Origin of the sequence: Sorangium sp. So ce124, from assembly GCF_051525235.1 — a bacterium.
In the GTDB taxonomy this organism is placed as follows: Bacteria; Myxococcota_A; Polyangia; order Polyangiales; family Polyangiaceae; genus Sorangium; species Sorangium atrum.
Map to the genome: position 1 here is coordinate 52,587 of NZ_CP150312.1, position 25,642 is coordinate 78,228.

20 protein-coding genes and 1 pseudogene are annotated in these 25,642 nt (G+C 71.7%); 5 read left to right on the plus strand and 16 right to left on the minus strand.

Going from position 1 to position 25,642, the window contains the following annotated elements; translation table 11 throughout:
• Window positions 1-39: 39 nt before the first annotated feature.
• Entirely contained in the window at window positions 40-1,242 is a 1,203-nt protein-coding gene (locus tag WMF19_RS00200; protein ID WP_437326896.1) for a serine/threonine-protein kinase, read from the plus strand.
• A 169-nt stretch (window positions 1,243-1,411) separates the two neighbouring features.
• On the opposite strand, the pseudogene WMF19_RS00205 reads toward WMF19_RS00200, so the two are convergent.
• Window positions 1,412-1,732: pseudogene (locus WMF19_RS00205) on the minus strand (hypothetical protein); the annotation flags it as partial.
• Between the two features lie 191 nt (window positions 1,733-1,923).
• Here WMF19_RS00205 and WMF19_RS00210 point away from each other — a divergent pair.
• Window positions 1,924-4,374 carry a PBP1A family penicillin-binding protein gene (locus WMF19_RS00210; RefSeq protein ID WP_437897220.1) on the plus strand — a complete coding sequence of 817 codons (2,451 nt, stop codon included), beginning with the start codon at window positions 1,924-1,926 and terminating at the stop codon, window positions 4,372-4,374.
• Between the two features lie 100 nt (window positions 4,375-4,474).
• Here the strand turns inward: WMF19_RS00210 and WMF19_RS00215 are convergent, their stop codons facing one another.
• The 11 genes from WMF19_RS00215 to fadI form a co-directional block, all read right to left on the minus strand.
• Window positions 4,475-5,794, minus strand: coding sequence for an alkaline phosphatase PhoX (locus WMF19_RS00215; protein ID WP_437897221.1), 1,320 nt, complete (start codon window positions 5,792-5,794; stop codon window positions 4,475-4,477).
• A 158-nt stretch (window positions 5,795-5,952) separates the two neighbouring features.
• Window positions 5,953-6,660 carry a hypothetical protein gene (locus WMF19_RS00220; protein ID WP_437897222.1) on the minus strand — a complete coding sequence of 236 codons (708 nt, stop codon included), beginning with the start codon at window positions 6,658-6,660 and terminating at the stop codon, window positions 5,953-5,955.
• 134 nt (window positions 6,661-6,794) lie between these two features.
• Window positions 6,795-7,802: a tetratricopeptide repeat protein gene (locus WMF19_RS00225; protein ID WP_437897223.1), complete on the minus strand. Its 1,008-nt coding sequence runs from the start codon at window positions 7,800-7,802 to the stop codon at window positions 6,795-6,797.
• Window positions 7,789-9,186, minus strand: coding sequence for a serine/threonine-protein kinase (locus WMF19_RS00230; protein ID WP_437897224.1), 1,398 nt, complete (start codon window positions 9,184-9,186; stop codon window positions 7,789-7,791). Before WMF19_RS00230 ends, WMF19_RS00225 begins: the two co-directional genes overlap by 14 nt.
• Before the next feature lie 116 nt (window positions 9,187-9,302).
• A complete protein-coding gene (locus WMF19_RS00235; RefSeq protein ID WP_437897225.1) occupies window positions 9,303-10,295 on the minus strand; it encodes a M14 family metallopeptidase in 993 nt (330 codons plus the stop codon).
• Window positions 10,296-10,397: 102 nt separating this feature from the next.
• On the minus strand, window positions 10,398-11,393 hold the full coding sequence (gene speB / locus WMF19_RS00240) for an agmatinase (protein ID WP_437897226.1): 996 nt from the start codon (window positions 11,391-11,393) through the stop codon (window positions 10,398-10,400).
• A gap of 8 nt (window positions 11,394-11,401) precedes the next feature.
• Window positions 11,402-12,181: a lysophospholipid acyltransferase family protein gene (locus WMF19_RS00245; RefSeq protein ID WP_437897227.1), complete on the minus strand. Its 780-nt coding sequence runs from the start codon at window positions 12,179-12,181 to the stop codon at window positions 11,402-11,404.
• Window positions 12,182-12,193: 12 nt separating this feature from the next.
• Window positions 12,194-12,703 carry a GNAT family N-acetyltransferase gene (locus WMF19_RS00250; RefSeq protein WP_437326905.1) on the minus strand — a complete coding sequence of 170 codons (510 nt, stop codon included), beginning with the start codon at window positions 12,701-12,703 and terminating at the stop codon, window positions 12,194-12,196.
• Window positions 12,704-12,917: 214 nt separating this feature from the next.
• Window positions 12,918-13,898, minus strand: coding sequence for an SDR family oxidoreductase (locus WMF19_RS00255; protein ID WP_437326906.1), 981 nt, complete (start codon window positions 13,896-13,898; stop codon window positions 12,918-12,920).
• A 245-nt stretch (window positions 13,899-14,143) separates the two neighbouring features.
• Window positions 14,144-16,372 (minus strand): fatty acid oxidation complex subunit alpha FadJ, encoded by a 2,229-nt coding sequence (gene fadJ, locus WMF19_RS00260; protein ID WP_437897228.1) that lies wholly within the window; start codon window positions 16,370-16,372, stop codon window positions 14,144-14,146.
• On the minus strand, window positions 16,369-17,679 hold the full coding sequence (gene fadI, locus WMF19_RS00265; RefSeq protein WP_437326908.1) for an acetyl-CoA C-acyltransferase FadI: 1,311 nt from the start codon (window positions 17,677-17,679) through the stop codon (window positions 16,369-16,371). Before fadI ends, fadJ begins: the two co-directional genes overlap by 4 nt.
• Before the next feature lie 259 nt (window positions 17,680-17,938).
• Here fadI and WMF19_RS00270 point away from each other — a divergent pair, with 259 nt between their 5' ends.
• Together WMF19_RS00270 and WMF19_RS00275 are read left to right on the plus strand one after the other, a co-directional pair.
• Entirely contained in the window at window positions 17,939-18,151 is a 213-nt protein-coding gene (locus WMF19_RS00270; RefSeq protein WP_272097099.1) for a hypothetical protein, read from the plus strand.
• Complete coding sequence (locus tag WMF19_RS00275) at window positions 18,148-18,354, plus strand: hypothetical protein (protein ID WP_272097100.1); 207 nt, start codon at window positions 18,148-18,150, stop codon at window positions 18,352-18,354. Before WMF19_RS00270 ends, WMF19_RS00275 begins: the two co-directional genes overlap by 4 nt.
• Window positions 18,355-18,551: 197 nt before the next feature.
• On the opposite strand, the gene WMF19_RS00280 is transcribed toward WMF19_RS00275, so the two are convergent.
• The 4 genes from WMF19_RS00280 to WMF19_RS00295 all read right to left on the minus strand — a co-directional run bounded on the left by WMF19_RS00280 (window position 18,552) and on the right by WMF19_RS00295 (window position 24,201).
• A complete protein-coding gene (locus WMF19_RS00280; protein ID WP_437897229.1) occupies window positions 18,552-20,498 on the minus strand; it encodes a CBS domain-containing protein in 1,947 nt (648 codons plus the stop codon).
• A gap of 166 nt (window positions 20,499-20,664) precedes the next feature.
• A complete protein-coding gene (locus WMF19_RS00285; RefSeq protein ID WP_437897230.1) occupies window positions 20,665-21,402 on the minus strand; it encodes a hypothetical protein in 738 nt (245 codons plus the stop codon).
• Between the two features lie 200 nt (window positions 21,403-21,602).
• Complete coding sequence (locus WMF19_RS00290) at window positions 21,603-22,412, minus strand: hypothetical protein (protein ID WP_437897231.1); 810 nt, start codon at window positions 22,410-22,412, stop codon at window positions 21,603-21,605.
• A 91-nt stretch (window positions 22,413-22,503) separates the two neighbouring features.
• Entirely contained in the window at window positions 22,504-24,201 is a 1,698-nt protein-coding gene (locus WMF19_RS00295; RefSeq protein ID WP_437897232.1) for a hypothetical protein, read from the minus strand.
• Between the two features lie 80 nt (window positions 24,202-24,281).
• Here WMF19_RS00295 and WMF19_RS00300 point away from each other — a divergent pair, with 80 nt between their 5' ends.
• On the plus strand, window positions 24,282-25,607 hold the full coding sequence (locus WMF19_RS00300) for a hypothetical protein (protein WP_437897233.1): 1,326 nt from the start codon (window positions 24,282-24,284) through the stop codon (window positions 25,605-25,607).
• Window positions 25,608-25,642: the final 35 nt, after the last annotated feature.

A 25,642-nucleotide genomic window follows, 5' to 3' on the forward strand; every position in this document is an offset into this window, starting at 1 on the left:
CGATACGGGTGGGTTGCGTGGTATTTTCCGGCTCCACGCATGGCTGCCGGTCCGGACCCGAATATCGGTCGAGATCTGCTCGGAGGGCAGTTCCAGATCCTTCAGAAGATCGGCTCCGGCGGCATGGGGTCGGTCTACAAGGCCGCGCAGCCGGCGATGAACCGGATGGTGGCGGTGAAGATCCTCCACCCCAAGCTCGCGAACCGGAAGGATCTCGTCTCGCGCTTCCGCCGCGAGGCGCGGGCGATGAGCCACCTCACGCACCCGAACACGGTCAAGGTGCTGCTCTACGGCGAGCTCGAGGACGGCTCGCTGTACATCGTGATGGAGTACCTGGAGGGCAAGAACCTGAACCAGGTGGTCCGCAAGGAAGGGCCGCTGCCCGTCGAGCGCGCGATCCCGGTCCTCATCCAGGTCTGCGGCGCCCTGCAGGAGGCGCACATCCAGGGGATCGTGCACCGCGATCTCAAGCCCGAGAACATCTTCCTGTCGACCAACGGCGGGCTGAAGGACTACCCGAAGGTGCTCGACTTCGGCCTCGCGAAGGTGACGGAGCGGGAGCTCAGGCCGGGGTCGGTGATGCTCACGCAGGAGGGCATGGTCTTCGGGACGCCGGAGTTCATGTCGCCCGAGCAAGCGCAGGGCAAGGTGCTCGACGCGCGCAGCGACATCTACTCGCTCGCGACCATCCTGTACGAGGTGCTCACGGGCAAGCTGCCGTTCGAGGCGCGGACGCCCATGGAGTACATCCAGCACCACGTGACGAGGAACCCGATCCCGCTCGACGACCGCGTCCCCGGGAAGCAGTTTCCGCCGGGGCTCAGCGCGGTGCTCGCCAAGGCGCTCGAGAAGCGGCCCGAGGATCGGTTCGAGTCGGCCGCGGAGTTCGCTGACGCGCTCAAGCCGTTCGCGGGCGGCGCGGGCAAGGGCTACACGGCGATGATGCCGAAGAAGGCGAACGCGGTGCTCGAGCAAGCGTCGAAGCAGCACGCCGCCGCGCTCCAGGCGAACAAGGCGCCCGCGCCGTCCGCGTTCAAGTCGCCGGCGAAGACGGTGAAGATGGTCCAGCAGCCGCCGGCGCCGTCCGCGAAGCCGGCGCCCGCGCCGGCGCCCCTCGCCAAGCAGCCCAAGGCGCCGGTCAAGGCGGAGGCGAAGCCGTTGCTCCTCGTCGGCATCGCGGCGGGCTGCCTGATCGCAGGCATCCTGATCACCATCGTGGCCATGCGGCTGTTCCAGGGCTGATCCTCCGCGAGCGCGCCCCGGATCGAGGCGAGCCTCCGCGGGCGTGCTAGCGTCGCCGCGCCGGCGCGCCGGGCGCTCTGGATGCGCATCGCCTGCGCCAGCGTTCACGGGGACGGCGTCATGGCCTCGGAGCAATCACGGAACTCAGCGGGAAACGAGGACGATCCGGTCAGGAAGACCGATACGCCGGATCAGGCGTCGGATCCGCTGCGTCAGGCATCGGATCCGCTGCGCCGAGCGTCGGATCCGCTGCGTCAGGCATCGGATCCGCTGCGCCGAGCGTCGGATCCGCTGCGTCAGGCATCGGATCCGCTGCGTCAGGCGTCGGATCCGCTGCGCCGAGCGTCGGATCCGCTGCGTCAGGCATCGGATCCGCTGCGTCAGGCGTCGGATCCGCTGCGCCGAGCGTCGGATCCGCTGCGTCAGGCGTCGGATCCGCTGCGTCAGGCGTCGGATCCGCTGCGTCAGGCGTCAGAGCCACCCGCGCGGCGGTCGGGGCCGCCGGGGCGAGGGAGCGAGCCGCCTGAGCGGATCAGCGGCGCAACGCGGCCGGCGAGCGCGCCGCACCTCGAGGGCGCGCAGCGCCCGCCCAGCCAGCCGGAAGGCGCGCCCCCGCAGGAGAGAGGCCCCGGGATCGCGACGTGGGCGAAGCGCATCGGGATCGCGCTCGCGGCGCTGCTCGTGCTCGCCGCCGCCACGATCGCGCTCGTCATCCGGCACTACGAGGCCGATCTCCCCTCGACCCATGAGCTCAAGGACTACCGGCCCCCGCAGGTGACGCGCATCCTCGCGCGCGACGGGACGCGCCTCGGCGAGGTCTTCACCGAGCGGCGCACCGTGGTGCGCATCGGCGAGATCCCGAGCCAGGTGAAGCTGGCCGCGCTCGCCGCCGAGGACGCGGGCTTCTACGAGCACGCAGGGCTGAACTACCTCGGCATGCTCCGCGCCCTCGCGGTGAACCTCCGCTCGTCCCGGGCCCGGCAGGGCGCGAGCACCATCACGCAGCAGGTCGTGAAGAACGTCCTGCTCACGCCGGACCGGACCTTCAACCGCAAGGCGCGCGAGATCATCCTCGCCCGGAAGATCGAGCAGGAGCTCACCAAGGACGAGATCCTGGAGCTCTACCTCAACAAGATCTACTTCGGCCACGGCCGCTACGGGGTCGAGGAGGCGAGCCGCTACTACTTCGGGAAGAGCGTGCGCGACGTGACGCTCGCCGAGGCCGCGCTGCTCGTCGCCGTCGTGAAGGGGCCGTCGGTGTACTCGCCGCGGGTGAACCTCGAGCGCGCCGTGGCGCGGCGGGACTTCGTGCTCGATCAGATGCAGCGCAAGGCCTTCGCGGACGAGATCCAGGTGGCGCAAGCGAAGCAGGAGCCGGTCGTGCTCGCTGTCGAGACCGAATCGCTCGCCGAGCTCGCGCCCGAGGTGGTCGCCGAGGCGCAGCGCCTGCTGCGCGAGCTCGTCGGGCCCGCCGCGCAGCAGGGCGGCTACACGATCACGACCACGATCGATCCGGCGATGCAGGCGGCGGCGCGCGCGTCCGTCCGCAAGAACCTCGACGCCTACGCGAAGCGGCACAAGCTGCTCGGTCCGCTCGCGCGGAGCAAGAAAGAGCCGCCGGCCTTCGAGGGGACGCCCGCCGGACACAAGGTCTTCCGGGGGGTCGTGACGGGCACCGACGACGCCCGAGGGACGCTCTCGGTGCGCGTGGGCACGCTGGAAGGCACGGTCACGCTCCGCGGCGCGCAGCGGTACAACCCGAACGGGCTCCCGCCGAGCAAGTTCGCCGATGTCGACAAGGTCGTGCGCGTCAGCCTGATCGGCCCCGCGCCGGAGCCGGTCGTCGAAGCGGCCGCCGCAGGCCAGGAAGAGGACGAGGACGCCGCCGGAGAGGCAGGGCGCGCCGCGCCCGCGGGCAAACCGGGGAAGCCCGCGGCCCCGGCGCCGCTGCGGCTCGAGCTCGGACCCGAGGGGGCGCTCGTCGCGATCGACGTGCGGACGCGAGAGATCGTCGCGCTCGTCGGCGGCTACGAGGCGGTGCGCGGCGGGCTCGATCGGGCGACGTTCGCGCGGCGGCAGCCCGGGTCGACGTTCAAGGCGTTCGTCTACGGCTACGGCATCCACGCGCGCACGCTGACGCCGGCGACCATCCTCGACACCGATCCGCTGGCCATCGCCGGGTACAAGCCGCAGAACTACGATGAGAGCGAGGGGGAGTCGCCGGCGCGGCTCCGGGAGGCCGTGGCGCACAGCGTGAACGTGGCCGCGGTGTCGGCGCTGTCGCGCGTCGGCGCGTCGAACGTGGTCGCCTTCGCCGGCGCGCTCGGCGTCCAGTCGAAGCTCGGCGCAGACCTGTCGCTCGCCCTCGGCGCCTACGAGGTCACGCCGCGCGAGATGGCCGCCGCGTACGCGAGCATCGCCGCGGGCGGCGTCCACGAGCAGCCGGTCCTGATCACGAAGATCGTCGGGCCCGGCGGGGTGGAGATCCCGCTGCCGCCGCGCCCTCCGGGGCACCGCGTGATGGAGGAGGCGGAGGCCTACGTGCTCACGAGCGTGCTGACGTCGGTCGTGCAGAGCGGGACCGCCAAGCAGGCGCGCTCGCTGGGGCGCCCGATCGCCGGCAAGACGGGGACGACGAACCAGGCGAAGGACACCTGGTTCGTTGGCTACTCGACCGACATCGCGTGCGCCGTGTGGACCGGCTACGACGACGCGGCGCCGCTCGGCAACGGCGAGGTGGGCGCCACGGCGGCGCTGCCGGCGTTCGTGGACTTCATGAAGCAGGCGCACGCGAAGCGCCCGGCCGCCGATTTCCCGGTGCCGAGCGGCGTCGTGCGCATGAAGATCGATCCGCGGACGGGCCTCCTCGCGCGCGGGGGGCAGGAAGACGCCATCGAGGAGGTGTTCGTCGCCGGGACGGAGCCGACCGAGGAGGCGCAGGTCCCCGAGGCGGACGCGGGCGCGGAGCCGGCGGACGGCGGGGCGCCGGCCGAGCCGCAGGGGACCGCGCTGGCGCCAGGGGAGGGGCCGCGGCCGGTAGAGCCGGGGGTCGCGCCAGCGCCGGTCGAGTCGGAGCACGCGCCGGAGCCGGGCCCGCTGCCGTCCGGCGAGACGGCTCCGCCGCCGTTCTGAGCGGCACGAGCGCTCTGATGGCGAGAGAGGCGGGGAGGCCGAGGCGGAGGGAGAGACTTCACTCCGCCCGGCGCTCCTGGCGCTCGGACCGGCCGCCGCCCTACCCGGTGCCAGGCGCCGACATGCCCGCTCGGATCGCGTTGCCGGCGCCGACCTCGGGGAACGGGCCCATGACCGCCAGCGTGAGGCCGTCCTCCTGCATGTTCACGAAGAGCGCCTTGCCGTCGGGAGAGAAGCACACGCCGGACAGCTCGCTCATGCTCCGCGCATTGCGCGCGAAATCGAAGATCTGCCCGTCCAGCGTCACGCCTCGAAGGTAGTTCCCTCGATAACCATCCTCCGCCATGAAGAGCTCTCCCCAGGGGGCGATGGTGATGTTGTCGGGCGCGTCCAGCTCATGGGTGTCCGTCGACTGCGCGATGACCCCGAGCGTGCCGCCGTCTCCCTCGGGGACCAGCTGGAAGATCTGCCCGGCCCCGGCCGGGCCGCCGATCGTCGCGCAGATGTACACGACGCCTTGCGATAGGCAGACGCCCTCCCCGCGCCGGAAGATGGCGGCCCCCTTGGCCCGGGCCTCCCTCCTGACCGTGTCGTCGCGCGGATCGGGCTCGTCGATATCCACCCACGCGATCTCGCGCGGCTCCTCGAGCGTCCAGTCCGACGTCTCGGCGTTGCGCGCCCCGACGACGGCAAGCGCCTGGAGCTTGCCCTCGAAAGGAGCGGCGGGGGTCACCGGGTTGAAGCGGTAGAAGCAGCCGTCCGCGCGATCCTCGGTCAGGTAGGCGATCATCGTCGTGGGATCGACGACCGCCGCCTCGTGATGGAAGCGGCCATAGCCGGTCAGGCGCCGCGGGGCCTCCACCCTGGACGCGGTAGCCGCGCAGACGAAGACGTAGCCGTGGCGAGCATCGACATTTTCCTCGCAGCTGAGCCAGCCCCAGGGGCTCGCGCCGCCCGCGCAGTTCCGGTTCGTGCCAGTGAGAACGAGGTTGCTCGAGCGACGCTCGAACGTCGCCGCGTCCAGAACGAGCCTCGTGACGCCGCCCATGCTCGCCGCGTCGTACGCCTCCACCGGCACGCCCTGGCCGGATCGATATGGGCCAATGCCCTTGTCCGTAGGCGAGTTCTCATGATTCCTGAGCAGGACGACGGTGCCGTCGGGCCCAGGAAAACACCCCATGCCGTCCGGCCGGCCGGGAACTCGGTAACCGTCGTCCATATCGCCGCCGGCGCGCTCGAGGACCCGGTACGTGAAGCCCGCAGGGAGGTCGAGGATGCCCGCGGGATCGGGCACGAGAGGCCCGAACCGGCTGGCCGCCTGCGTCCTCCGCGAGAAGATCAGCGAGAACGGCAGGGTCAGCGTCGCGGCTGCTGCTCCACCGACGCGCAAGAAGGAACGCCTCGGGATGCGTCGTCGCATGGGGATGATCTACGTCGGAACACCACCACGCGAAAGGCACGGGGGCGATTGCCACAGGGGCGCCGCGGGGCCGATGCACGAGAGGAACGCAATGCCACACACGCTGAGAGGTCGAGTCGGTGAGCGCGCTTGCCGGGACCCACTCCGCCTCTTCGGCGTCACCCCACCTGGCCTCCGTCAGCAACGTTACGGGCCAGGACCTTCGAGGACACCCGACCGACGAGCCGCCGCAGGACCTGCTTCGCGCCGATCGCGCCGCCAGCGCCGACCGCGAAGACGAGCGGCGCCGCGGCGCCGCCGGTCACCGCGACGAGGCCCGCCGCGAGCAGCACGCCGGCGCCGGTCGCCACCGCGCCTGTCGAGGCCTCCTGCGCCGCGTGCGCGAGCGCTTCGTTCCTCGTCATCTCGCCTCGCTGGTAGGCCGTGACGCCCTCGTAGGCACCGAAGGCGCCCTCGATCACGAACCCGATACCGGCCGCCTTGCCCGCGCCCTTCAGGACCTCCCGGCCCGCGGCCTTCATCGCCTCTCGGGCCAGCCCCTTCGCGACCGCGGCCGAGACGCCGTCGGTGAGCGCCGCCTGGCCCGCATACCGCCCCGCTGCCTGCGCGACGATGGCGGCGGTCTGCGTTCCGCCCTGATCGGCGATGATGTTCGCCGTCGTCTGCGCGCCAAGCGAGAGCCCGGGAGCGAGCGCGTCCACGACCGCCGTGGTGTTCTCGACCATCACGCGCCGCAGGCCCTCCCGCGCGCCCTCGTCGAGGAGCCTCTTGCCCGCCCCCGAGAACAGCGCCTCCGCCGCCCCGCGGACGGCGACGGCGCCGCTCCCTGCAATCGAACCAAGGATCTTGTTTCGCTGTGAGCTCATCTCGACCTCCCCGCCTCGCGCGCCCTCGCCTCGATCATGGCATGGGGTAGCGCCCGGGTGCGGAAAGACAAGCTCAGCGACGCGCGCTCCCACGCTGCCGCGTCACGGCGCCGGCCGCGTCCGATCGCCGGACCTCAGAACCTCACGAGCAGGCGCGAGCCGAGGCCGCCCGGGGCCGGCGTGAGGACGAGCTCCGCCGACGGCTTGCCAGGGGCCGGCGACGTGGGCTCGGAAGGGCTCAGCAGGAGCAGCGTGACGCCGGCGCCGATCCCGACCAGGCCGACGCCGGCGAAGACGCTGGCGAGCGTCGAGGCGGTCTTGCCCGTGTCGTAGTCGCCCTGGAGCGACGGCGGGCACTCGTAGGCGCCTCCGCCGGCGGGGGAGCACCCGTCCTCGACCGCGGACAGCGCGCCGGCGCGCACGGCCAGCGCCACGACGGTCGCGATCGCGCCCGCGCCGCCGACGCCGAGCGCGACGTAGCCGCCCATGCGAATACCGCTGGGCGGCGTGCCGGAGGCGCTCGGCGCGGAGGGCGCGTCGCGCGCCGGGAGCGGCGCGGGCACGGTCAGCGTCACGACCTGACGGGCGCCAGGCGCGAGCTCGGCGCGCTCCGCAATGGGCGCGGCGCCGCCGTAGAACAGCTCGACCGTGTGGGCGCCGAGATCGCGCTCGAGCTCGACGCCGAGGAGCCTCGGGTCGAGGGGCTTGCCGTCCAGCACCACCTGGACCGGCGGCCTCCCCTCGGCGCCTTTCAGCCGGACGGTCAGCGTCCCGACCTTGCTGCCGAGCCCCCGGTAGCGGGCCTCGGCGTCCTCGCTCCACCCGGCGTACTTCGCCTCGTTGGACTGGAGCGCGGCGCGCCGGAGATCCCACCAGTCTCGCCTCGCCGAGGCATAGCGGCCGAGCTCCTCCTCGCACTCGGCGATGTTCCTGAGCGCGCCGAGCCCCTCGGGGTAGATCTCCAGCGCGCTCCGGAAGGCGATGACCGCCTGTTCGCACTGTCCGGCGCTCCGCAGCTCGCGGCCCCGGGCGAACAGCGTCTTCGCGTCCTCCTCGGCCCCGACGGCGAGCGCGCGCGCCGGCGCCGCCGCGAGCAGGGCGACGCTGCAGAGCGTGATGAGCCGTCGCTCAAAAGGTCTCACTCTTGTCGATCTCCTTGCGGCGCCGGGGCACCGTGGGCGCGGCGGTCGCCGTCGCGCGCGGGGCGACCCTGTCACTCCCGGGGCGGCGCTGGGACGAGCGCGGCTGCGCAGGCGCTGCGGAGGCCGGCTGCGCGGGCGCTGCTGTGGAAGCAGGCGGCGCGGGCGTCGCTGCGGAGGCCGGCTGCTCGGCTGCAGTGGGCTGCTGCGGCGGTGGCGGCGAGCGCAGCGCCACGCCCTGGAGCGCGCCCCGCACGCCGGGGGCCACCAGCCGCGCCGGCTGCTCCAGGCGCGGCCGATCGAGCAGGCGCGCCGCCAGCGCGGCGGTCCCTCCGAGCGCGGCCAGGCAGGCCAGCGCCACGGCGGGCGCCACCCGAGGCCGCCGCGGCGGCGCGACCTCCGCGGGCCGCTCGGGCGGCGGCGCCGAGAGCGCGGCGTGGTAGGCCCCGACCATCTCGCGGATCGAGGCGAACCGCTGGGCCGGCCCCTTCGCGAGGGCGCGCGAGAACCAGGCGTCGAGCCCCGGGGGAAGCGACCGCTTGATCTCCGTGGCAGGCTCGAAATCGCGGGTGCTGACCGCCACGATGATCTCCGCGATGCTGTTGCCGTGAAAAGGCGTCCAGTCCGTCAGCACCTCGTAGGCCAGCACGCCGAGCGCCCAGACATCGGCCCGCGCGTCGACCGCGAGCGGCGAGGCGAGCTGCTCCGGGCTCATGTAGTTCGGCGAGCCCAGCATGACGTCGGCCTCCGTCTCCTGCGGTCGATCCAGGCCCAGATCGCCGTGCAGCGCCTTGGCGATGCCGAAATCCGCGACCTTCACCGTCAGCTCCGCGCCGGGCGTGTCGACGAGCATCACGTTCGAGGGCTTCAGGTCGCGGTGCACGATGCCCATGTCGTGCGCCACGGTGAGCGCGTCCCCGATCTGATCAAGGATGTGCCCGAAGCGCACCGGATCGATCGGTCCCTTCTGGCGCACCTCGGCGAACAGCGTTCGCCCCGCGATGTACTCCATCACCAGGTAAGGGATGTCGTCGTGAACGCCCGCGTCGTGGACGGCGACGATGTGCCGCGTGCGCGCGCTCAGGCGGGCCGAGATCTGGGCCTCGAACCGGAACCTCTCCAGGACGGTGCGGCTCCGCTCCGCGTCGCCGGTCAGCGAGGCGCTGAGGAACTTCACGGCGAGCTCGGTCTTGAGCGTGACGTGCACGGCGAGCCAGACCTCGGCCATGCCCCCGCGCCCGAGCGGTCGGACCAGCCGGTATTTGCCCTCGACGACCTCGTCGGGGGTGTGCTGCCAGATGTCCGACTCGTCGGCGCCGGCGTGACGAGCCGCCGCGCTCGGGCTGATCCGCACGGTCGGCGGTATGCGGGGCGTGGCGGCGTCCACGCCCGAAGGATAGTGGATGCTGCGCGCGGGACTGGCACTTTTCGACAGCCCTCGCCGCCGTCGCCCTCTGGCCAGCGCGGAATGGCGGCCGCCGACAGGCGCGCGCCCGCGCCGTTTCACTCGGCGGCGTCGGCGAAGAGCTCCACAGGCGACGCGTCGATCGGCGGGGCCGCCCGCGAGGGCGCGCTGCCCACGCCGCGGTCGAGGGCGTCGCAGAGGAGCGCGCCGACGCCGGGGACGACGTTGGCGATCGCCTCGTCGGCCTCGCGCGGGTTCAACCACCAGAACGGGTTCAGCAGCCGGCGGATGTCGCGAAAGGAGCGTGCAGGACGGCTGACCTCCACCGTGAAGGCGAGCGTTCCCAGGTTGGCGTCGAGCCAGTCGTCCATGTCGCCGACCGTGGGGTACCAGTGCGCCGCCTGGCGTACCTCGTACGGCTCGCGCGGCAGAGCCTGGCAGAAGGCGTCGCCGAGCGCCCGGTAGAGCGGCTCGCGCGGGTTGGGCGCGTCGGTGTGCGCCCACGGGTAGAGCAGGAAGTTGCCGCAGCTGTGAAAGCCGACCGCGAGCGCAGGCCGCGTCTCCAGCGCGACGTCGCGCAGGGCGCGCGACTCGGGCTCCGAGAACGCGTGAGGCCCCGTGTAGTGCGGCGACCACCGCAGCCGCGAGCCCGCGAACGGGTGAAGCGGCCGCGACGAGGACAGCGGCGCGAAATTCCGGTTCAGATCCACGCCGCGGGCGTTGCAGCGCTGCGACGCCCGCCGCTCGCCGCGGAGGCGCTCCAGGTTGTCGGCGAACGCGTCGGGGTTGACGACCGGCACCACGACGAGCCGCGCCCGCGCCGCCGCGCCAGCGCGCCCGCTCGCCAGGATCGACCGGACCGCATCGAGCAGCGCAAGCCCGCCGATCACCTCGACCCCGTGCATGAGCGACGTCAGCAGGAACGTCGGACCGAGCGGGTTGCCGAAGTCGTAGCGCCGCAATGGCCTTCCATTTGCGGACGTCCCGATCGTTATTTCCCGTCCGCCGTAGGTGCGCCCCAGGCGCGCCCAGGCGTCATCGAGCTGCGGGAGATCGGCGTAGCGGCCACAGAGATCGGGCGAGCGTGTCATCCCAGTGTCTCTTATGTGACACCGGAATGGCGGCGGACGCCAGCGGATTGAGCGGATTCATGTGGCGCGATTCCACGATTCGCGTCATCCGCGTCATCCGCGTCATCCGCGCGGCTGGTCGCGCTGGTCGCGCTGGTCGCGCTGGTTGGCCTTTCGCGTCGCGAGGAGGGCCAGGCCCTCGAACAGGAGGTGCGCGCCGAGGTGGAGGGTGATGTCGGCGTGGTCCAGGGCGGGGCATACCTCGACGAGATCCATGCCCACCAGGTTGATCCCCGCGAGGCCGCGGAGCAGCTGGATCGCCTCGCGTGAGGTGAGGCCGCCGGGCACGGGCGTGCCGGTGCCCGGGGCATAGGCCGGGTCGATGCCGTCGATATCGAAGGAGATGTAGACGGGCGACTCGCCCGCGGCTGCCCTGATGGCGGCCGCGACCGCGTGAGCGCCGTCGCGGTCGATCCGATCCATGCCGTAGAGGGTCGCCCCGGCGTGCGCCGCGAAGGCGCCCTCCTCCGGGTGGCCCCAGGTGGCGCGGATGCCGATCTGGTGGAGCGCGCTCCGCGCGATCAGCCCCTCTTCGATCGCGTTGCGGAACGGCGTGCCGTGGTGGAACGGCTCGCCCCACACCTCCGAGGTGCTCGTGTCGAGGTGCGCGTCGACGTGGACGACCGTGACGGGGCCGTGGCGCCGCGACAGCGCGCGGAGCACCGGGAGCGCGATGGAGTGGTCGCCGCCGACGACGAACGGGACCGCGCCGGCCGCGAGCACCTCGTCGACCGAGGCCTGGATCAGCTCGCGCACGGAGTCCGCGTGAAACGGGGGAAAGGGCACATTGCCCCCGTCGAGCACGTCGATCGCGCGGAACACGTCGACGCCGTGGCCGGGGTGGTACGACTGCACGAGCGCGCTCACGCGGCGCAGCTCGTAGGGGGCGAACCGCGCGCCGGGGCGGTATGTGACGCTCCCGTCCCACGGGACGCCGAGGAGCACGGCGTCGGCGCCGGAATAGGCGGACGCGCCGGCCTCGTGGAAGCCCGCGGTCGGGAGGCGAAAGAAGGGAGTCTGCCCGTGCCGCAGGTACGCGGCTGCTCGTTGTTGAGACATGAGATCTCCTACAGGCTCAAGAGGTCCAGGATCACGGCGCGGGCGCGGTCCGCGAGATCGGCCGCGCCGCCGTGATCGCCGAGCGGCGGGCCGAAGGCGACGCTGGCGCTCGCCTCTCGGCGGCTGGAGAAGCGAAGGAAATGGGGGAGGAAGGTGTCGTCGCCCGCCCAGCAGAGCTCCGGATCATCGTAGGTGATGGCCGCGGGCACGATGGGGACACCCGCGATCCGGGCGACGCCGAAGATGCCTTTCCGGAAGGGGAGGACCTTCTCTCCGCGGGTGGTCGAGCCCTCCGGGAAATTCAGCACCGGGACGCCATGGCGCAGGGCCCGGAGCGCGCACCGGAGCACGCGCGCGCCGCTCGCCGGGCGCCGCCGATCGACGAGCAGCACGCCGAGATCGCGCGCGCGATCGCCGATGATCGGCCAGCTGCCGATCTCCTGCTTCGCGATGGCGGTGCAGGGGGTGAGCGACGCGAGGAGGATCGGATCGAGGTAGCTGACGTGGTTGGCCACGATCACGAACGGCGACGCGGGGAGCGCGCCTGTCACCCGGACGCGCAGGGAGTGCTGCGCGCACAGGTCCCGGGCGATCCCGTGAAGGAGGCGCGCCCTCTCGCGGTGGCGCGAGGCGGGCAGCGTGGGCAGCAGGCTGGTCCGGAACATGGTGTCGAGCGCGAGCCCCATCACGCCGGAGAGCCGGCTGGCGATGGAGAGCGCCTCGGTCCAGGGCCGGTCGGCCGCCGACGGCGCGCGGCGGCCGTGGTCGAGCGGAGCGGTGGTCGTCATGGTCTGTCGGCCTCAGGCCACCGCGGCGATGCCGCCGCTCTCCGCCGCGCGCGGCTCCTTCGCGTCGGCCTGGCGATCGACGAGCCCCACCTTCTCGAAGCGGGCCCGGAGGGCCATGAACGCGTCGCGATCGATGCGCGAGATGATGCGCGGGTGTCCGGTTCCATAGAAATCGGGGCGGACCTCGATCTCCTTGGCGCCGAGCATGGCGTGCAGCGCCCGCGCGGCGTGGTTGTCCTCCTCGACGGTGAACCAGCACGACTCCGCCCATCCGAGGATCGACCCGACGAACGCGCGGAGGAGCGTGTGCGTCGCGCGGGAGCCCTGATACTCGGGCAGGACGGCGAGGGTCGTGCAGTAAACCTCCTTGCCGCGCGTGAAGGAGAGCAGGTAGCCCGCGGGCTTCCCCGCGGCCTCGACCATGAAGCAAGAGTCCTTGAAGAAGTCGCAGCAAAGACGGATGTAATACCGCCCGAGCTCCCCTTCGCCCGCGTCGCCGAAGAGGGTCGTCTCCAGTTCCATCAGAGTCGAAAAGTCATCGCTTCGGAGCGTGCGCGCCACATAACGGCTCATCGTTGCGCCTCCTTATTCTAATTGAATCGTCGTTGTGGGCGCAGCATGCCGGGACTCCGTGGAGAACACGTCACAGGACCCCCGAGGTTGAGAGACACGTCGGGGGCGATGGCGCGTCAAGATGGCTGGGGAATCGCGTACGGAGGGTGCCAGGACGGCTATGTCATCGTGGCCTGAGGCGCTCTGCCGCTGTGGACGGGAGTGTGAGCGCGAGGCCCGCGAAGACCCGGGCGGTGTCGAGGAGCGCGGCGAGGCCCGAGGTCGAGCGCCATCCGCCGGTCACGCCGGTCCAGTGCTTCATGGGCACGAAGATGTTGCCGTCGGTGCACGGCGCCGCGCGATCCAGGAAGGTCGCGCGGATCGCGTAGGCCGCGAACAACCGCTCCAGGAGGCCCGGGAAGGCGACGAACGCCGCGGCGGCGATGCGGCCGGCGGCGCCCACATACACGCTGCGCCGCGGCCGCTCGGCGAGCGAGACCATCGCCGCCGCGACCCGCTCGGGGTCGACGATCGGCCGCATCGGCTGGACGGCGCGGCCGGTCGTGTTGCCGGCGTGCTGGTAAATGGGGGTGTCGACCGTCGCGGGCAGGAGCGTGCAAACGTGGATGTCCGGGGTGCTGGAGAGCTCCTGTCTCAAGCAGGACGAGAGGCCCATGATCCCGAACTTGGAGATCACGTAGGCGCTCATCGTCGGCGCGCCGAACTTGCCAAGAGCGGAGACGTTGTTGATGAGCACCCCGGCGCCCTGCGCGCGGAAACAGGGCAGCACGGCCCGCACCCCGTGCACATAGCCGAGCAGGTTCGTCTCGATGACCTGGCGGTAGATCTCGTAGGGCGCCTCGTCCGCGCGCGCATAGAGGAACACGGCGGCGTTGTTTACCCAGACGTCGATCCTGCCGAACACCTCGACGGCGGCGCGAGCGAGCGCTCGGACAGCGTGCTCTTCCCTCACGTCCGTCGGGACGGCGAGCGCCCGCGCGCCGACGCTGGCGCACTCGGCGGCGACCTCCTCGAGGGCCGCCTCGTTCCGAGCGGCGATGACGACCCGCGCGCCGCGCCGCGCGAACGCGAGCGCCGCCGCCCTGCCGATGCCCGAAGACGCCCCGGTGATAACGACCACCGCGTCGCGAATGCACTTCCGCATGACTGGTCCCCTCCCGCGCCCGGTCCCTCGCCGAGAGGAGAGCAAGGCGCGGGCCATCAGGGCCCGGGGGCGGTGTCGGACAGGGCCAGGGAGCTGGATCGAAACGGCGAGCGTGGTGGGTGGATGAAGAATTTAAAACGCAAAGGCGCAAAGGCGCAAAGACGCAAGGGGAGAGAAAGAGTTGTTCCTTCTTCTCCTCGCGTCTTTGCGTCTTTGCGTCTTTGCGTTTTTTCTTCTCTCTCTCTTCAGCCGTAGAAGGGCTTCCCGGTCCTCGCCGCCTCAACGAGTGCCGGGGCGGGCGTCCAGCGCTTGCCGAAGCGGCGCTCGTAGATCTCGATGCGGCGGAGCACCTCCGCGGCGCCGAGGCTGTCGACGTAACGGAACGGCCCGCCGCGGAACGGCGGGAAGCCCAGGCCGAAGATCGCGCCGACGTCGCCGTCGCGCGGGCTCCGGAGGATCCCCTCGCCGAGACAGTGCAGCGCCTCGTTCACGAGCTGGAGCGAGCAGCGCAGCTGGATCTCCTCGACCGGCACCGGCGGGCTGTCCTTCACCCTCGGCACCGGCAACCCGAGCACGCCATAGACGCTCTCGTCGGCGTGCTTGCCCTTGCCCTTCTTCTTCGCCGCCGCGCCGTACAGGTACATCCCGCGCTCGTTCTTGCGGCCCCTGCGGTCGTCGGAGACCAGCCTGGCCATCGTGGGAGGCGGCGCGAGGCGGTCGCCGAACGCCTCGAGCATGATCGGGCCGACGTGCGCCGCCACGTCGATGCCCACCTCGTCGAGCAGCGCGAGCGGGCCGACCGGCCAGCCCCACGCGACGAGCGCCCCGTCGACCTGCTCGATCGCGACCCCCTCGGCGAGCAGCCAGCTCGCCTCGTTCATGTACGGTCCGAGGATCCGGCTCGTGTAGAAGCCGACTCCATCGTTCACGACGATGACCGTCTTGCCCTGCCGCTTGCCGACCGCCACCGCCGTCGCGACCACCTCGGGAGACGTCGCCTCGGTCCGGATGACCTCGAGCAACGGCATCTTGTGCACCGGGCTGAAGTAGTGCATCCCGACCACGTTCTGCGGGCGCTTCGACGCGGCCGCGATGCGGGAGATCGGGATCGAGGACGTGTTCGACGCGAAGATCACCCCGTCCTTGCCGTGCTCCTCGACGTCCCGCAGGACCGCGTGCTTCACCGCGAGATCCTCGAAGACCGCCTCGATCACGAGATCGGCGCTCCGGAGGCCTGAGCCGTCCGTCGTCGCGGTGAGCAGCGCGAGCTTCTCGTCGCGCTCGAGCGGCGTGAGCTGCTTCTTCTTCACCCGCTCGCCGAGGATGTCGGCCACGTACTTGAGCCCGCGGCCGATCGACGCGTCGTCGCGGTCCCGGAGCCGCACGGGGATGCCGGCGTTCAGGCTGACATAGGCGATGCCGGCCCCCATCAGGCCGGCGCCGATCATCGCGATCTTCTCGACCTTCCTCGGCTGCACGGCGGGGTCGTCCACGCCGGTGTCCTTCTTCAACGCGTTCGTCGCGAAGAAGAGCTCCATCAGTCGGTGCGCCGTGCTCGACGCGACGAGCTCGCCGAACGCGCGCGCCTCGACCTCCTTCGACGCCTCGAAGCCCTTCTCTGCGTAGGTCCTCAGCACGTCGATGATCCGCTCGGGCGCCGGGTAGTGCCCGCCGGTCTTCTTGCGCGCCTGCCGCGCCGCCTGCTGGAAGAGCAGGGCACGGCCGATCGGGTTCCGCTCGAGGGCCGCGCGGGTGAGTGCGGCGGAGTCGAGCTTCGGCGCGCTCCCGCGCTTGGGCCGGAACGGCGGGCCGGCTTCGACACGCGCGAGCTTGAGCGCGAGCGCCGCGGCCGTCTCCCTCAGGATGGCCACGGGGACCACGTCGTCGGCGACGCCGAGCTGCCGCGCCTTCGAGGGGCGCATGTTCTTGCCGGTGAGGCCGTGGTCGAGCGCCGCCTGGAGGCCGGCGCGCTCCGCGAGCCGCTGGAGCCCGTTGATGCCGGGGAGCAGGCCGAGCTGCACCTCGGGCAGGCCGAGCACCGTCTTCCGGTCGTCGCTCAGCACCCGGGCGTGGCAGGCGAGCGCCACCTCGAAGCCGCCGCCGAGCGCGGCGCCGTGGATCGCGGCGACGATCGGCTTCGGCGAGCGCACGATCCGCAGGATCGCCTCGTGGCCGGCCCGGCACATCGCCTCGGCCTGGGCCGCCGTGGCGACGCTCTTCAGCATCTCGATGTCGGCGCCCGCGATCCAGGTGTCGGCCTTGCCGGACACGAGGATCGCCGCCTTGATGAGCGGGTTGCTCGCGATCTGGCCCGCGATCCGCTCGAGATCGCCGGTGAACGTGGGCTTCAGCGTGTTCACCGCCTCTCCCGGGACATCGTAGGTGACGACGGCGACGCCGTCGGGGCGCACCTCGAGGGAGAGCGGGCTCGCGGCCGCGGGGGCCGGCGTGGCGGCGGCGGATGTCGTGGTCATGCGGCCTCCAGGACGACGGCGGCGCCGAGGCCGCCCGCCGCGCAGACGGTGAGGAGCGCGTGATGCCCGCCGCGCTTCTTGAGCTCGCGGAGCGTGGAGAGCACCATGCGCCCTCCCGTCGCCGCGAAGGGGTGGCCGAGCGCGATCGAGCCGCCGTTGACGTTGAGCTTCTCCGGATCGATCTCGCCGACGGGGGCGGACCGGCCGAGCTTCTCCGCGGCGAACGACGGCGACGCGAGCGCCTTCAGGTTGGACGCGACCTGGGCGGCGAAGGCCTCGTGCATGTCGACGAGGTCCATGTCGGCGAGCGAGAGGCCGGCGCGCTCGAGCGCCCGCGGCACGGCGAGCACCGGGGCCATCAGGAGCTGCCAGCCCGGGTCGACCGCCGCGTAGGACCACGACTTGACGTACCCGAGCGGCTGGTAGCCGAGCGCCTTGGCCTTGCCCTCGCGCATCAGGAGCAGGGCGCTCGCCCCGTCCGTGAGCGGCGACGCGTTGCCCGCGGTGATCGTGCCGTGCCGCCGATCGAAGGCCGGCGACAGCTTCGCGTAGGCCTCGAGGGTCGAGTCGTCGCGGACCACGTTGTCGCGCTCGACCGGCTTGTCGTAGGGCGGGGGGATCACGTGCATGACCTCGGCGGCGTACGTGCCGTCGCGCCAGGCGCGCGCGGCGTTCGTGTGCGAGCGGTGGGCGATCGCGTCCTGCTCGGCGCGCGAGATGCCGTTCTGCTTCGCCATCTTCTCGGCGGCCTCGCCCATCTGCTCGCCCGTGGTCGGCTCGCGCGAGAAGCCCGGGATCGGGGGCACGAGGTCCTTCAGCGAGAGGCGGGAGAGGATCTCCAGCCGGGCGCCGAGCGACCTGGCCTTCTGGAAGTCGGTCAGCGCGGAGGCGAGCTTCCGGGAGACGCCGAGCGGCACGTCGCTCATGCTGTCGGCGCCGCCGACGAGGGCGACGTGGTGCTGGCCGGCGAGCATCGCCTCGGCGGCGCTCGTCATGGCCTGGAGCGACGTCGCGCACGCGCGCGAGACGCTGTAGGCGTCGGTATCCTTGGGCAGGCCGGTGCGCAGCACGACCTCGCGCGCGATGTTGAGCCAGTCGAGCGTCGGCACCACTTGGCCGTAGACGACCAGCGTGATGTCGCGCGGGGTCACCTCGCTCCTCTGGAGGAGCTCCTTGACCACCGTGGCGGCGAGATCGACGGTGCGCAGCGCCTTGAGCGCCGTCCCTGCCTTGGTGAACGGCGTGCGCAGCCCGGCAACGACCGCCACCCGGTCCTTGCCGCCCTTCCCATTCTTGCCTGAAGCCATGTCGACTCCTCTGCTGCCGGAGAGCCCATCGCGAGCCCGCCCCGCGCGCCCCGCGCAGCCCCCCGGATCCCGGCGTGCCAACGCACACCGGTTGGGGCAATTCCCTTAGGTGCGCTAACGCGGCGTGTCAACCGTGGGCGGCGAGCGTGTCGCAGGCGGCGAGGCGCTCCACGAGAAAGCGACGTGGGAGGAAGAGCTGTTGGGACAGCCTGAGCGCTAATTTGGCCCACGGTTGAGCTTGCCGATAGCGTGGTTGGCCATGCGGAAACTCATTCTATGCAGTGCGTTGCTCTGCGGTGCTTCGGCGCTCGCGGGCTGTGCGACGTTTGCGAGCGACTCGGCGCCGGCGGCGCCGGGTTATGTGTATGTGGCCGGTCACAAGAACAACCAGCCTGCGATGTGGATGTGCCCTGACGCGCCGGGCAAGGCGGAGTGCACCGAGGTCGAGGTAACGACGGAGGCGAGCGAATGAAGCGTTCTTTGATTTTCGGGCTCTTGCTCGCGAGCCTCGGCGCGATCGGCTGTCAGGGGAGCTACACGAGCATCCGGCAGATCGATGGGACGCGGTACCACGTCACGCGGACGAAGCAGGGTTTCTTCAAGACGTACGGCACCGTGTTCGACTGCCAGGCCAAGGGCGACGCGATGACGTGCGTCGAGATCAGCGATCTGTGAGATCCGCGCGGGAGCGCTGCTCCGCGCAGGGTTTCTAGAAGAATAAAAAACGCAAAGACGCAAAGGCGCAAAGGCGCAAAAAGACGTCGAGAAGGGATTTTTTTCTCGCTTCTTCTTGCGCCTTTGCGCCTTTGCGCCTTTGCGTTTCATTCTCTCTCTGCCGCTCCGACGCGCGCCTCGCTGGCGGCCGCGCCTGCTCACGCCTCGCGCAGGAAGGCCTCGAGCAGCGCCGCCGAGACGTCGAGGAGATCGCGCTCCGTCACGATGCCCACCAGCCGCTCGCCCGCGACGACGGGCAGGCAGCCGACGCGGTGCTCGCGCATGATCCGCATCGCCTCCAGCGTCGGCGTGTCCGGCGCGACGGTCACGGGGTCGGGCCGCATGATGGACGCGACGGTGGGCGGCGCGGATCCGCTCGGCGCGGCCGCGGCGCCGCGGGCGACGAGCCGGAGCAGCGCGCGGTGGGAGACGACGCCGACGAGCCGGCCCTGCTCGTCCTCGACCGGGACGTGGCGCACGTGCCGCCAGTCCATGACGCTCGCGGCGAAGTCGACGATGTCGGTGGGCCGCACCGTGAACAGATCGGTCGACATGAACTGGCCCACGGTCCGGTAGCTGTCGCGCACGAGGTCCTGGTCGTCTTCGAGCGCGGCGGGCTCCCACGCGTGCACCGGGCGCCCGGCCCCGCCGCCCCGGGCCTCCTCCTGCTGGCGGGCCAGCATCGCGGCGCAGAGGGCGCGGTTCCGCAGCTCCGTGGTGCCCCGCCCGGCCATGGACGCGAGCGAGCCGAGCGCCCACTGCGCGCCCGTCTGGCCGCGTCGGACCCGCTCCTCGACGACGCCGAGGTACCGGTCGACGTCGGCGGCGTCGATGCCCGCGGCCGAGAGGCCCGCCCGGGCGGCGGGGAGGAGGTGCGAGAGGATGAGCTCCGGGGCAGGGAGGCTCCGGCCGCCGATCCACGTGAGCTGCGCCTTCAGGCCGTGGCGGGCCGCCGCGAAGAAGTTCGCCTTGGCGTCCTCGAACGGCATCTCGAGGTCGATGCGCGGGTGCTCGGCCGCGAGGCCGGACATGAGGCCGAAGAAGAAGGCGGCGTTCGCGACCTCGTCGAGGACCGTGGGCCCCGAGGGCAGCGCGCGGCTCTCGATGCGCAGGTGCGCGACCCCGGCCAGAGCCCCGTAACAGGGGCGGTTCCAGCGGTAGACGGTGCCGTTGTGGACCCGCAGGGCCTTGAGGTCCGGCACCTCCCCGCGCGCGAGCACGGCCGCGGGGGGCTCGCCGGTCTCGGCGGTCATGACCACGCGGAACCGCGCGATGTCCTCGCGGAAGAGATCGAGCACGTCCCCCTGCACCCAGCCGTCGCCGAAGTGGACGCGGGGCCTGTGCTGCCGGCCCTCGAGCGCGCTCGGGCGGGTGTCGACCGACGTCTCGAAGAGGGCGATCCGCGTCTCGTGCCAGAGCCGCTGCCCGAGGAGCAGCGGCGAGTTGACCGCCGCGGCGAGGACGGGCGCGGTCACCGCCTGCGCGAGGTTGTAGAGCGACGTGAACTCCCGCGCCCCGACCTGGAGGTGGACCTGGAAGCTCGTGTTGCACGACTCGAGCAGGATGTTGTCGTGGGTCATCTCGAGCTCGTCGAGCCCGTGGATCGAGACGCGGAAGTCGCCCTGGCGCAGCCGCAAGAGCGCGCGGTTGAGCTCGTGGTAGCGAGGCGCCGGCGTGAGGTTCTCGAGGCGGAGGTCGCCGGCGCGCAGGGTGGGGAGGATGCCCGTGAGCAGGACGTCGGCGCCGGCGGAGCGCGCGGCCTCGGCAGCCCGCCCGATGACCTCCGAGAGCTCGGCCTCGAGCCGCCGCAGGCAGTCGCCGCCGAACGGGAGGGGGGTGAGGTTCGCCTCCAGGTTGAAGCGAGCGAGCTCTGTCGTGAGCCGAGCGTCGGCGGCCCGCTCGAGGACCTCCAGCGCGAGCGGGGCGGGCCGGAGCGCGCGATCGACGAGGAACATCTCCTGCTCGGCGCCGATGCGGCGCACGCCGGACTCGATGCGATCCTCCCGGAGGAGGCGCTCGAGCGCCTCCACGTCGTCGAGCAGCGCCCGCATGAACGCGTGGTGCTGCTCCTCGCTCGCCTGCTCGGAGACGTGCTGCTCGCCCATGGTGACCGCCCCGCCTTTCGCTCGCTCCCGCTCCAGGAAGCCTACGACGGCGAGCGGCAGGGGGCGCGGGAGATCCCCTGACGGACGGCGGGCGTCTGGCTCGGCGCGGGCGGCGCGGCGGCGGGCGAAGGCGGGCGACGCGGTCAGAAGCTGCGGCCCGACGCGGTCAGAAGCTGCGGCCGGCCGCGAGCCGCAGCGTGGCGACCTTGTCCTCGGCGAGGCCGAACCCGAGCGGCGCGTCGATCGCCACGAGCAGGCCCGCCCGGGCGTAGAAGCCGGGCTGCTTCAGCGTGTAGGTGAAGAACGGCTCCATCGCGAGCTGCATCCTGTCGTCGCGGGTCGGCGTCAGCGCGGCCTGGAGGCGGAGCCCGCCGCCGTAGGGGCCTCGGCCGCGCAGCTCGAGCTCGTCGCCCTGCTCGACCACGAGCTCGACGCCGGCCCTGCTGGTCGGGAGGGCGAACATCACCGCGGTGTCCGCGCGGTAGACGAGCCGGGCGGCGAGCTCCGCCTCGACGCCGCCGAGGATCCTCAGGGGCAGGTGCCCGGCGGTGAGCCGGTGCAGGTCGAAGGAGGCGCGCGCGGGGGCGGTCGCCTGCAGCGTGGCGCGGGCGTCGGCGTCGGGGGCGCTGAGGACGGGGATCGAGAGCGCGCCGCCGCCGAAGACGGTGAGCTTGCGCGAGAGGGCGCGCGCATAGTGGGCGCCGACCGTCGGATTGCCGAAGAGAAGGCTGCCGGCGCTGCTGCTCTCGTCGACGCCGAGCCGGGTGGACCGGAACGTCGCGGAGACGTCGCCGTAGGCGAGCGGGAGATCCACGTCGAGGTGGAGCCGGCCGAACCGCTCGAGCTGACCTCGGAGATCGAAGGTCAGCCCGAACGTGCTCACCTCGGACGTGACATCGTCCATGGCCCAGGAGGCCGACTTGCTCAGGACGTCGAGCTCGAGCTCCGCACGCGATCCCTGGGATTTAGCCCAGCTGTTCTTCTCGGCCGGAGCGGCAGGTGGCGCCGTGAGCCAGAGCGAGAACAAGAGAGCGGAGGAGAGCAGCGATCTCGCGTTCAATCAGGCCCACCTGCGAGGACTACCATGGCTCGGCTCGGCCGTGCTCAGCGAACGGCGCCCTCGGCGCCCGCGGCCTCCTCGTCCTCGTCGTCGTCCTCTTCGTCCTCGTCGTCTTCGTCGTCCTCCTCGCCGTCGTCGTCGTCAGCGTCGCCGCTGCCGTCGAAGAGCAGGGAGGGAGCGCCTTCGTTGCCGTGCTCGGCGAAGATCGCGTCGGCGGCGATCACGAGCTCCTCCATGCGGTCGGCGTCGACGGGGCCGTACACGGCGAGCGCCATGGCGCGATCCTGCACGAACAGCCACGCATCGGGGAAGTCGAGCAGGGCGTCGCGGATGGGCTTCGAGAGCCACCTGCCGATGGCCTTCGCTTCAGGCCCCTCGACAAGGAACTGCTCCATGAACTCCGGGTCCTTCTTGAACTGGACGCCGGTGTTGGGGGCACGCGTGCCATCGACGATGGGCAGCGGGCACACGGTGAGCCGGGGAGCAGCCTTGGCCAGCTTTGTGAGGACCACCTGGTACTCGCTGCCGTTCTTCGCGTCCGGCCCCACGACCGCGACGTAGGCGAGCTTCGGGACGAGCTCGTAGCGGGCGAGCACCGCGCCGCCGCCCGTCTCCTGCAGCGTGCGCTCGAGGCTGGATGGCAACGAGCGCACCGGACGAGGGCCGTCGGCGCCGGCGTCGGCCTTCCGGCCGCCGGGCTTCGCGCCGGGACGGGCCGGGGGCGCCTCCGGGGTCATCAGCGCGCGCCAGCGCGCGAGCTCGCGGTCGCGCCGCGCCTCGTGCCGACCGCGCAAGCCGGTCAGGAACCAGACGACGAGCAACGCAAGGGGACCTACGTACCAGAGCCAGGGCATGGGGCGGCGATGCTAGCAAACCTCGCGGAGCTGCGGTGGGGTCGCGCGCGCCCGCGGCGAGGCGCGGCTGTGGCGAGCCTCGCCCCGAAGCTCAGGGCGCCGGGGCCGGAGCGGCGTCGTTCGACCGCTCGAAGACGCACCAGTAGCCGTTCTTGCTGTGGCGCACCATCCCGGCCACCTCGTAAACTCCCCGGAAACGCCGGTCCTTGCGGAGCTTCTCCTGGGCCGGGAACGGGAGCTTGTCGCACGTGTCGGCGCCGCCGACGAACACGAAGTAACGCGGCATCTTGTCGAAGACGTGCTGCACGTAGCCGGGGCCCGTCTTGCGCGTGTAGCCGCCCGGGAGCTTGGAGATCACGGGATCGACGAGGCCGAGGAGATCGAGCACCGGATAGTCGGTCACATAGCCGATGTACCCGATGTCGCCCACGGCGACCTCGCCGGGCTTGCCGTGCTCCTGGAACCAGCTGGCCACGCCGCCCGCGGCGCTGTCCCAGAACCGCTTCTCGTCGTCGAGGATCCGGTGCTGGGCGCGCTCGATCCGCTGCGCCCGGAAGACGCCCAGCGCGACGAGGCAGCCGAGCGCGAGCACGCCGGCCCCCGCGGCGAGGGCGATCGCCTTGCCCTCGGGCGCGTCCGCGGCGCGGGCCGAGAGCTCGGCGAGCAGCGGCTCGAGAAGCGCGCGCGCCCCGAGGCCCGCGAGCAGGAAGCAGAACGGCTCGAACGGGCTCATGAAGCGGTAGTACGGCATCCAGTCCCCTCCCACGAGGAGCACGTAGCCGCCCACCGCGAGCGCGAGGGCCCCGACGCAGAGCGCGTCGCGGTGGCGCGCGACGATCGCCACGCAGAGGCCGAAGAGCCCGAGCAGGAGCGCCGGCCACGTGTGCTCCGCGTACTCCGCGAGGTAGCGCTGCCCCCCGGCCAGCTGCTCGGCGAGGCTGCCGGTCTTGGCGCTCAGCGTGTTCGGCAGCCACGTGCCGTAGTAGCTGTGCCGCCAGAGCATGTGGCACGCGATGGGCGCGGCGAAGACGACGCCGCGGAGGAGGTTCTGCCGCCCGAAGAAGCGCAGGCCGAGGAAGAGCATCGGTATGCCGATGAACATCGGCGCTTCCGGGCGCGTCAGGCCGGCGAGCCCGAAGACGAGGCCCGAATACGGGAAGCCGGTCCCCCGATCGCGCTCGCGGAACATCATCTCGGTGCCCGCGAGGACGAGCAGGACGAACAGCGGCGTCTCCAGGCCGAAGACGGCATATCCGCTCTGCACGATGGAGCTCGCGAACAGCCACGTGGCGATGCAAGGGACCGCGCCGTGCGGGCGAAGCCGGGCCGAGAGGAGGTAGAGCGCGCCGAGCGAGCCGCAGGCGGCGAGCCCGCCGAGCACCTTGGCGACGATGTCCGGGTCGAGGCCGAGCTTGATTCCGCCCGCGAGCAGCACGGTCCAGAGGAAGTTCGTGTACCCCTCGATGCGCTCGCCGGCGTTGTAGACGAGCCCGAGGCCTCGGGCGAAGTTGCGCGCGTAGCGGTAGGAGATGTACGCGTCGTCGATCGTGAACGAGCGCACACGCACCATGTTCACGACGAGGAGGAACGCCGGCAACACGAGGCCGAACGCGAGGTGCAGGCGCTCGGAGAGCGGCGCTCCTCGCAGCCAGTCGCGCCAGCTCCGGGCCGGGGGCGCGCCTTCGACGACCCCGTCGCCCGCCGCTTCCATGTCGCCGTCGGCCTCGCCGCTCGGAGGGGCGACCCCGAGTTGCCCGTGCTCTGCTTCTTCCGGTTCCAGGAAAGCCATGTGAAGCCTCTCCCTACCATGGATGGTTCATGTCGGGGTCGTTTCTTGGTCGAGGCGGTCATCCCAGCTATCCTTGCGACATGCGTGCAACCATTGTCGCTCTTGCCGCCTCCTCCGCGCTTTTCGTCGCGCCCCCGGCGCTCGGTGCCCGCGGCGTGCCGTGCGGCTTCTATGGCATCGATCCCGGGGCGCCCGTCGACGAAGGGGAGGTGACCCTCGACGGCGATCACGCGAAACGGCTCGCGCGGGCGGGCGCCGGCGCCGTGCGCGTCGAGTTCCTGCTCGACGGCGCCGAGGCGTGGGACGACGACAAGCTCGAGGAGTACGACGCCATCATCGACGCGGCGCGCGCCGCGGGCCTCGAGCCGGTCGGGCTCCTCTCTCACCGCACGCTCGGAGAAGAACAGGACGTCTGGAACGACGATCGGGACCGGGACGGCAACAACCCCTATGTGGAGGCGTTCGCCGAGACGGCAGAGGCGCTCATGACGAGGTACGCCGGGGACGTCGTCCAGTGGGAGATCTGGAGTCAGCCGAACTGCTCCGAGCTCCCCGACCCCACGCTCGACCCGCAGCACGCGGGCTGCACCTTCATCCTGCCCCGGGTGCTCGCGCGGATCCTCGCCGAGATCCGCATCCGCAACGAGGCGCTCTTCAACGTCGACGAGCTGTCGCTGACCACGGGCGGCCTGCTCGCCTCGGACGACCCGGCCGCGCCGTTCTCGGGGGTCGATTACCTGCGCGAGCTCTACGCGCAGCCGGTGTGGGACGATCTCGAGGCGCGCTTCGGGCGGCGGACGCCGTGGTCTCGCCTCGGTCAACAGCTGTTCTTCCATCAGGGCACCGAGGTCGATCCGGTGGCGCTCGGCGATTACCTCGACGAGCTGCGCGACCTCGCCGACGAGGAGGGAGACGAGAGCCCCTTCGCCGTGACCGGGATCGCGTGGTCGAGCGCGCTCGTCGGCGAGGAGCTCCAGGCGGCGAACCTGACCACATCGTTCGATCTCCTCGCGAAGCGCGACGATGTCGCCGGCGTGGTCTGGGCCAGCTTCCAGGATGCGTCGCTCGATGAGCAGCCCTTCGGCCTCGTCGACGATGTCGGCGTGGAAAAGCTCGCGCTCGCCGCGTTCAGCAAGTCGGCCGACAAGTGCGAGCCGACGGAGCAAGGCGGGGGGACGGGGAGCGGCGGCGGGGGGAGCGGATCGAGCGGCGGCGGCGTTGCAGCCGGCTCGCCGCCCGGAAGCAGCGGGCAGATGGGGCGACCGATCGACGGAAAGCGGCGCGCGAGCTCCTGCAGTTATGCAGCGGGCGCGACCAGCGGAGGCGGAACGCGGCCCGATGTGGGTTGGCTCGCATTGTTCGCGATCGGCGCGATCGCGATGGTGCGCTGCCGCCGCGTCATTTGAAGGCAACTCGGGCGCTCTCGTCGCCGACAGATGAG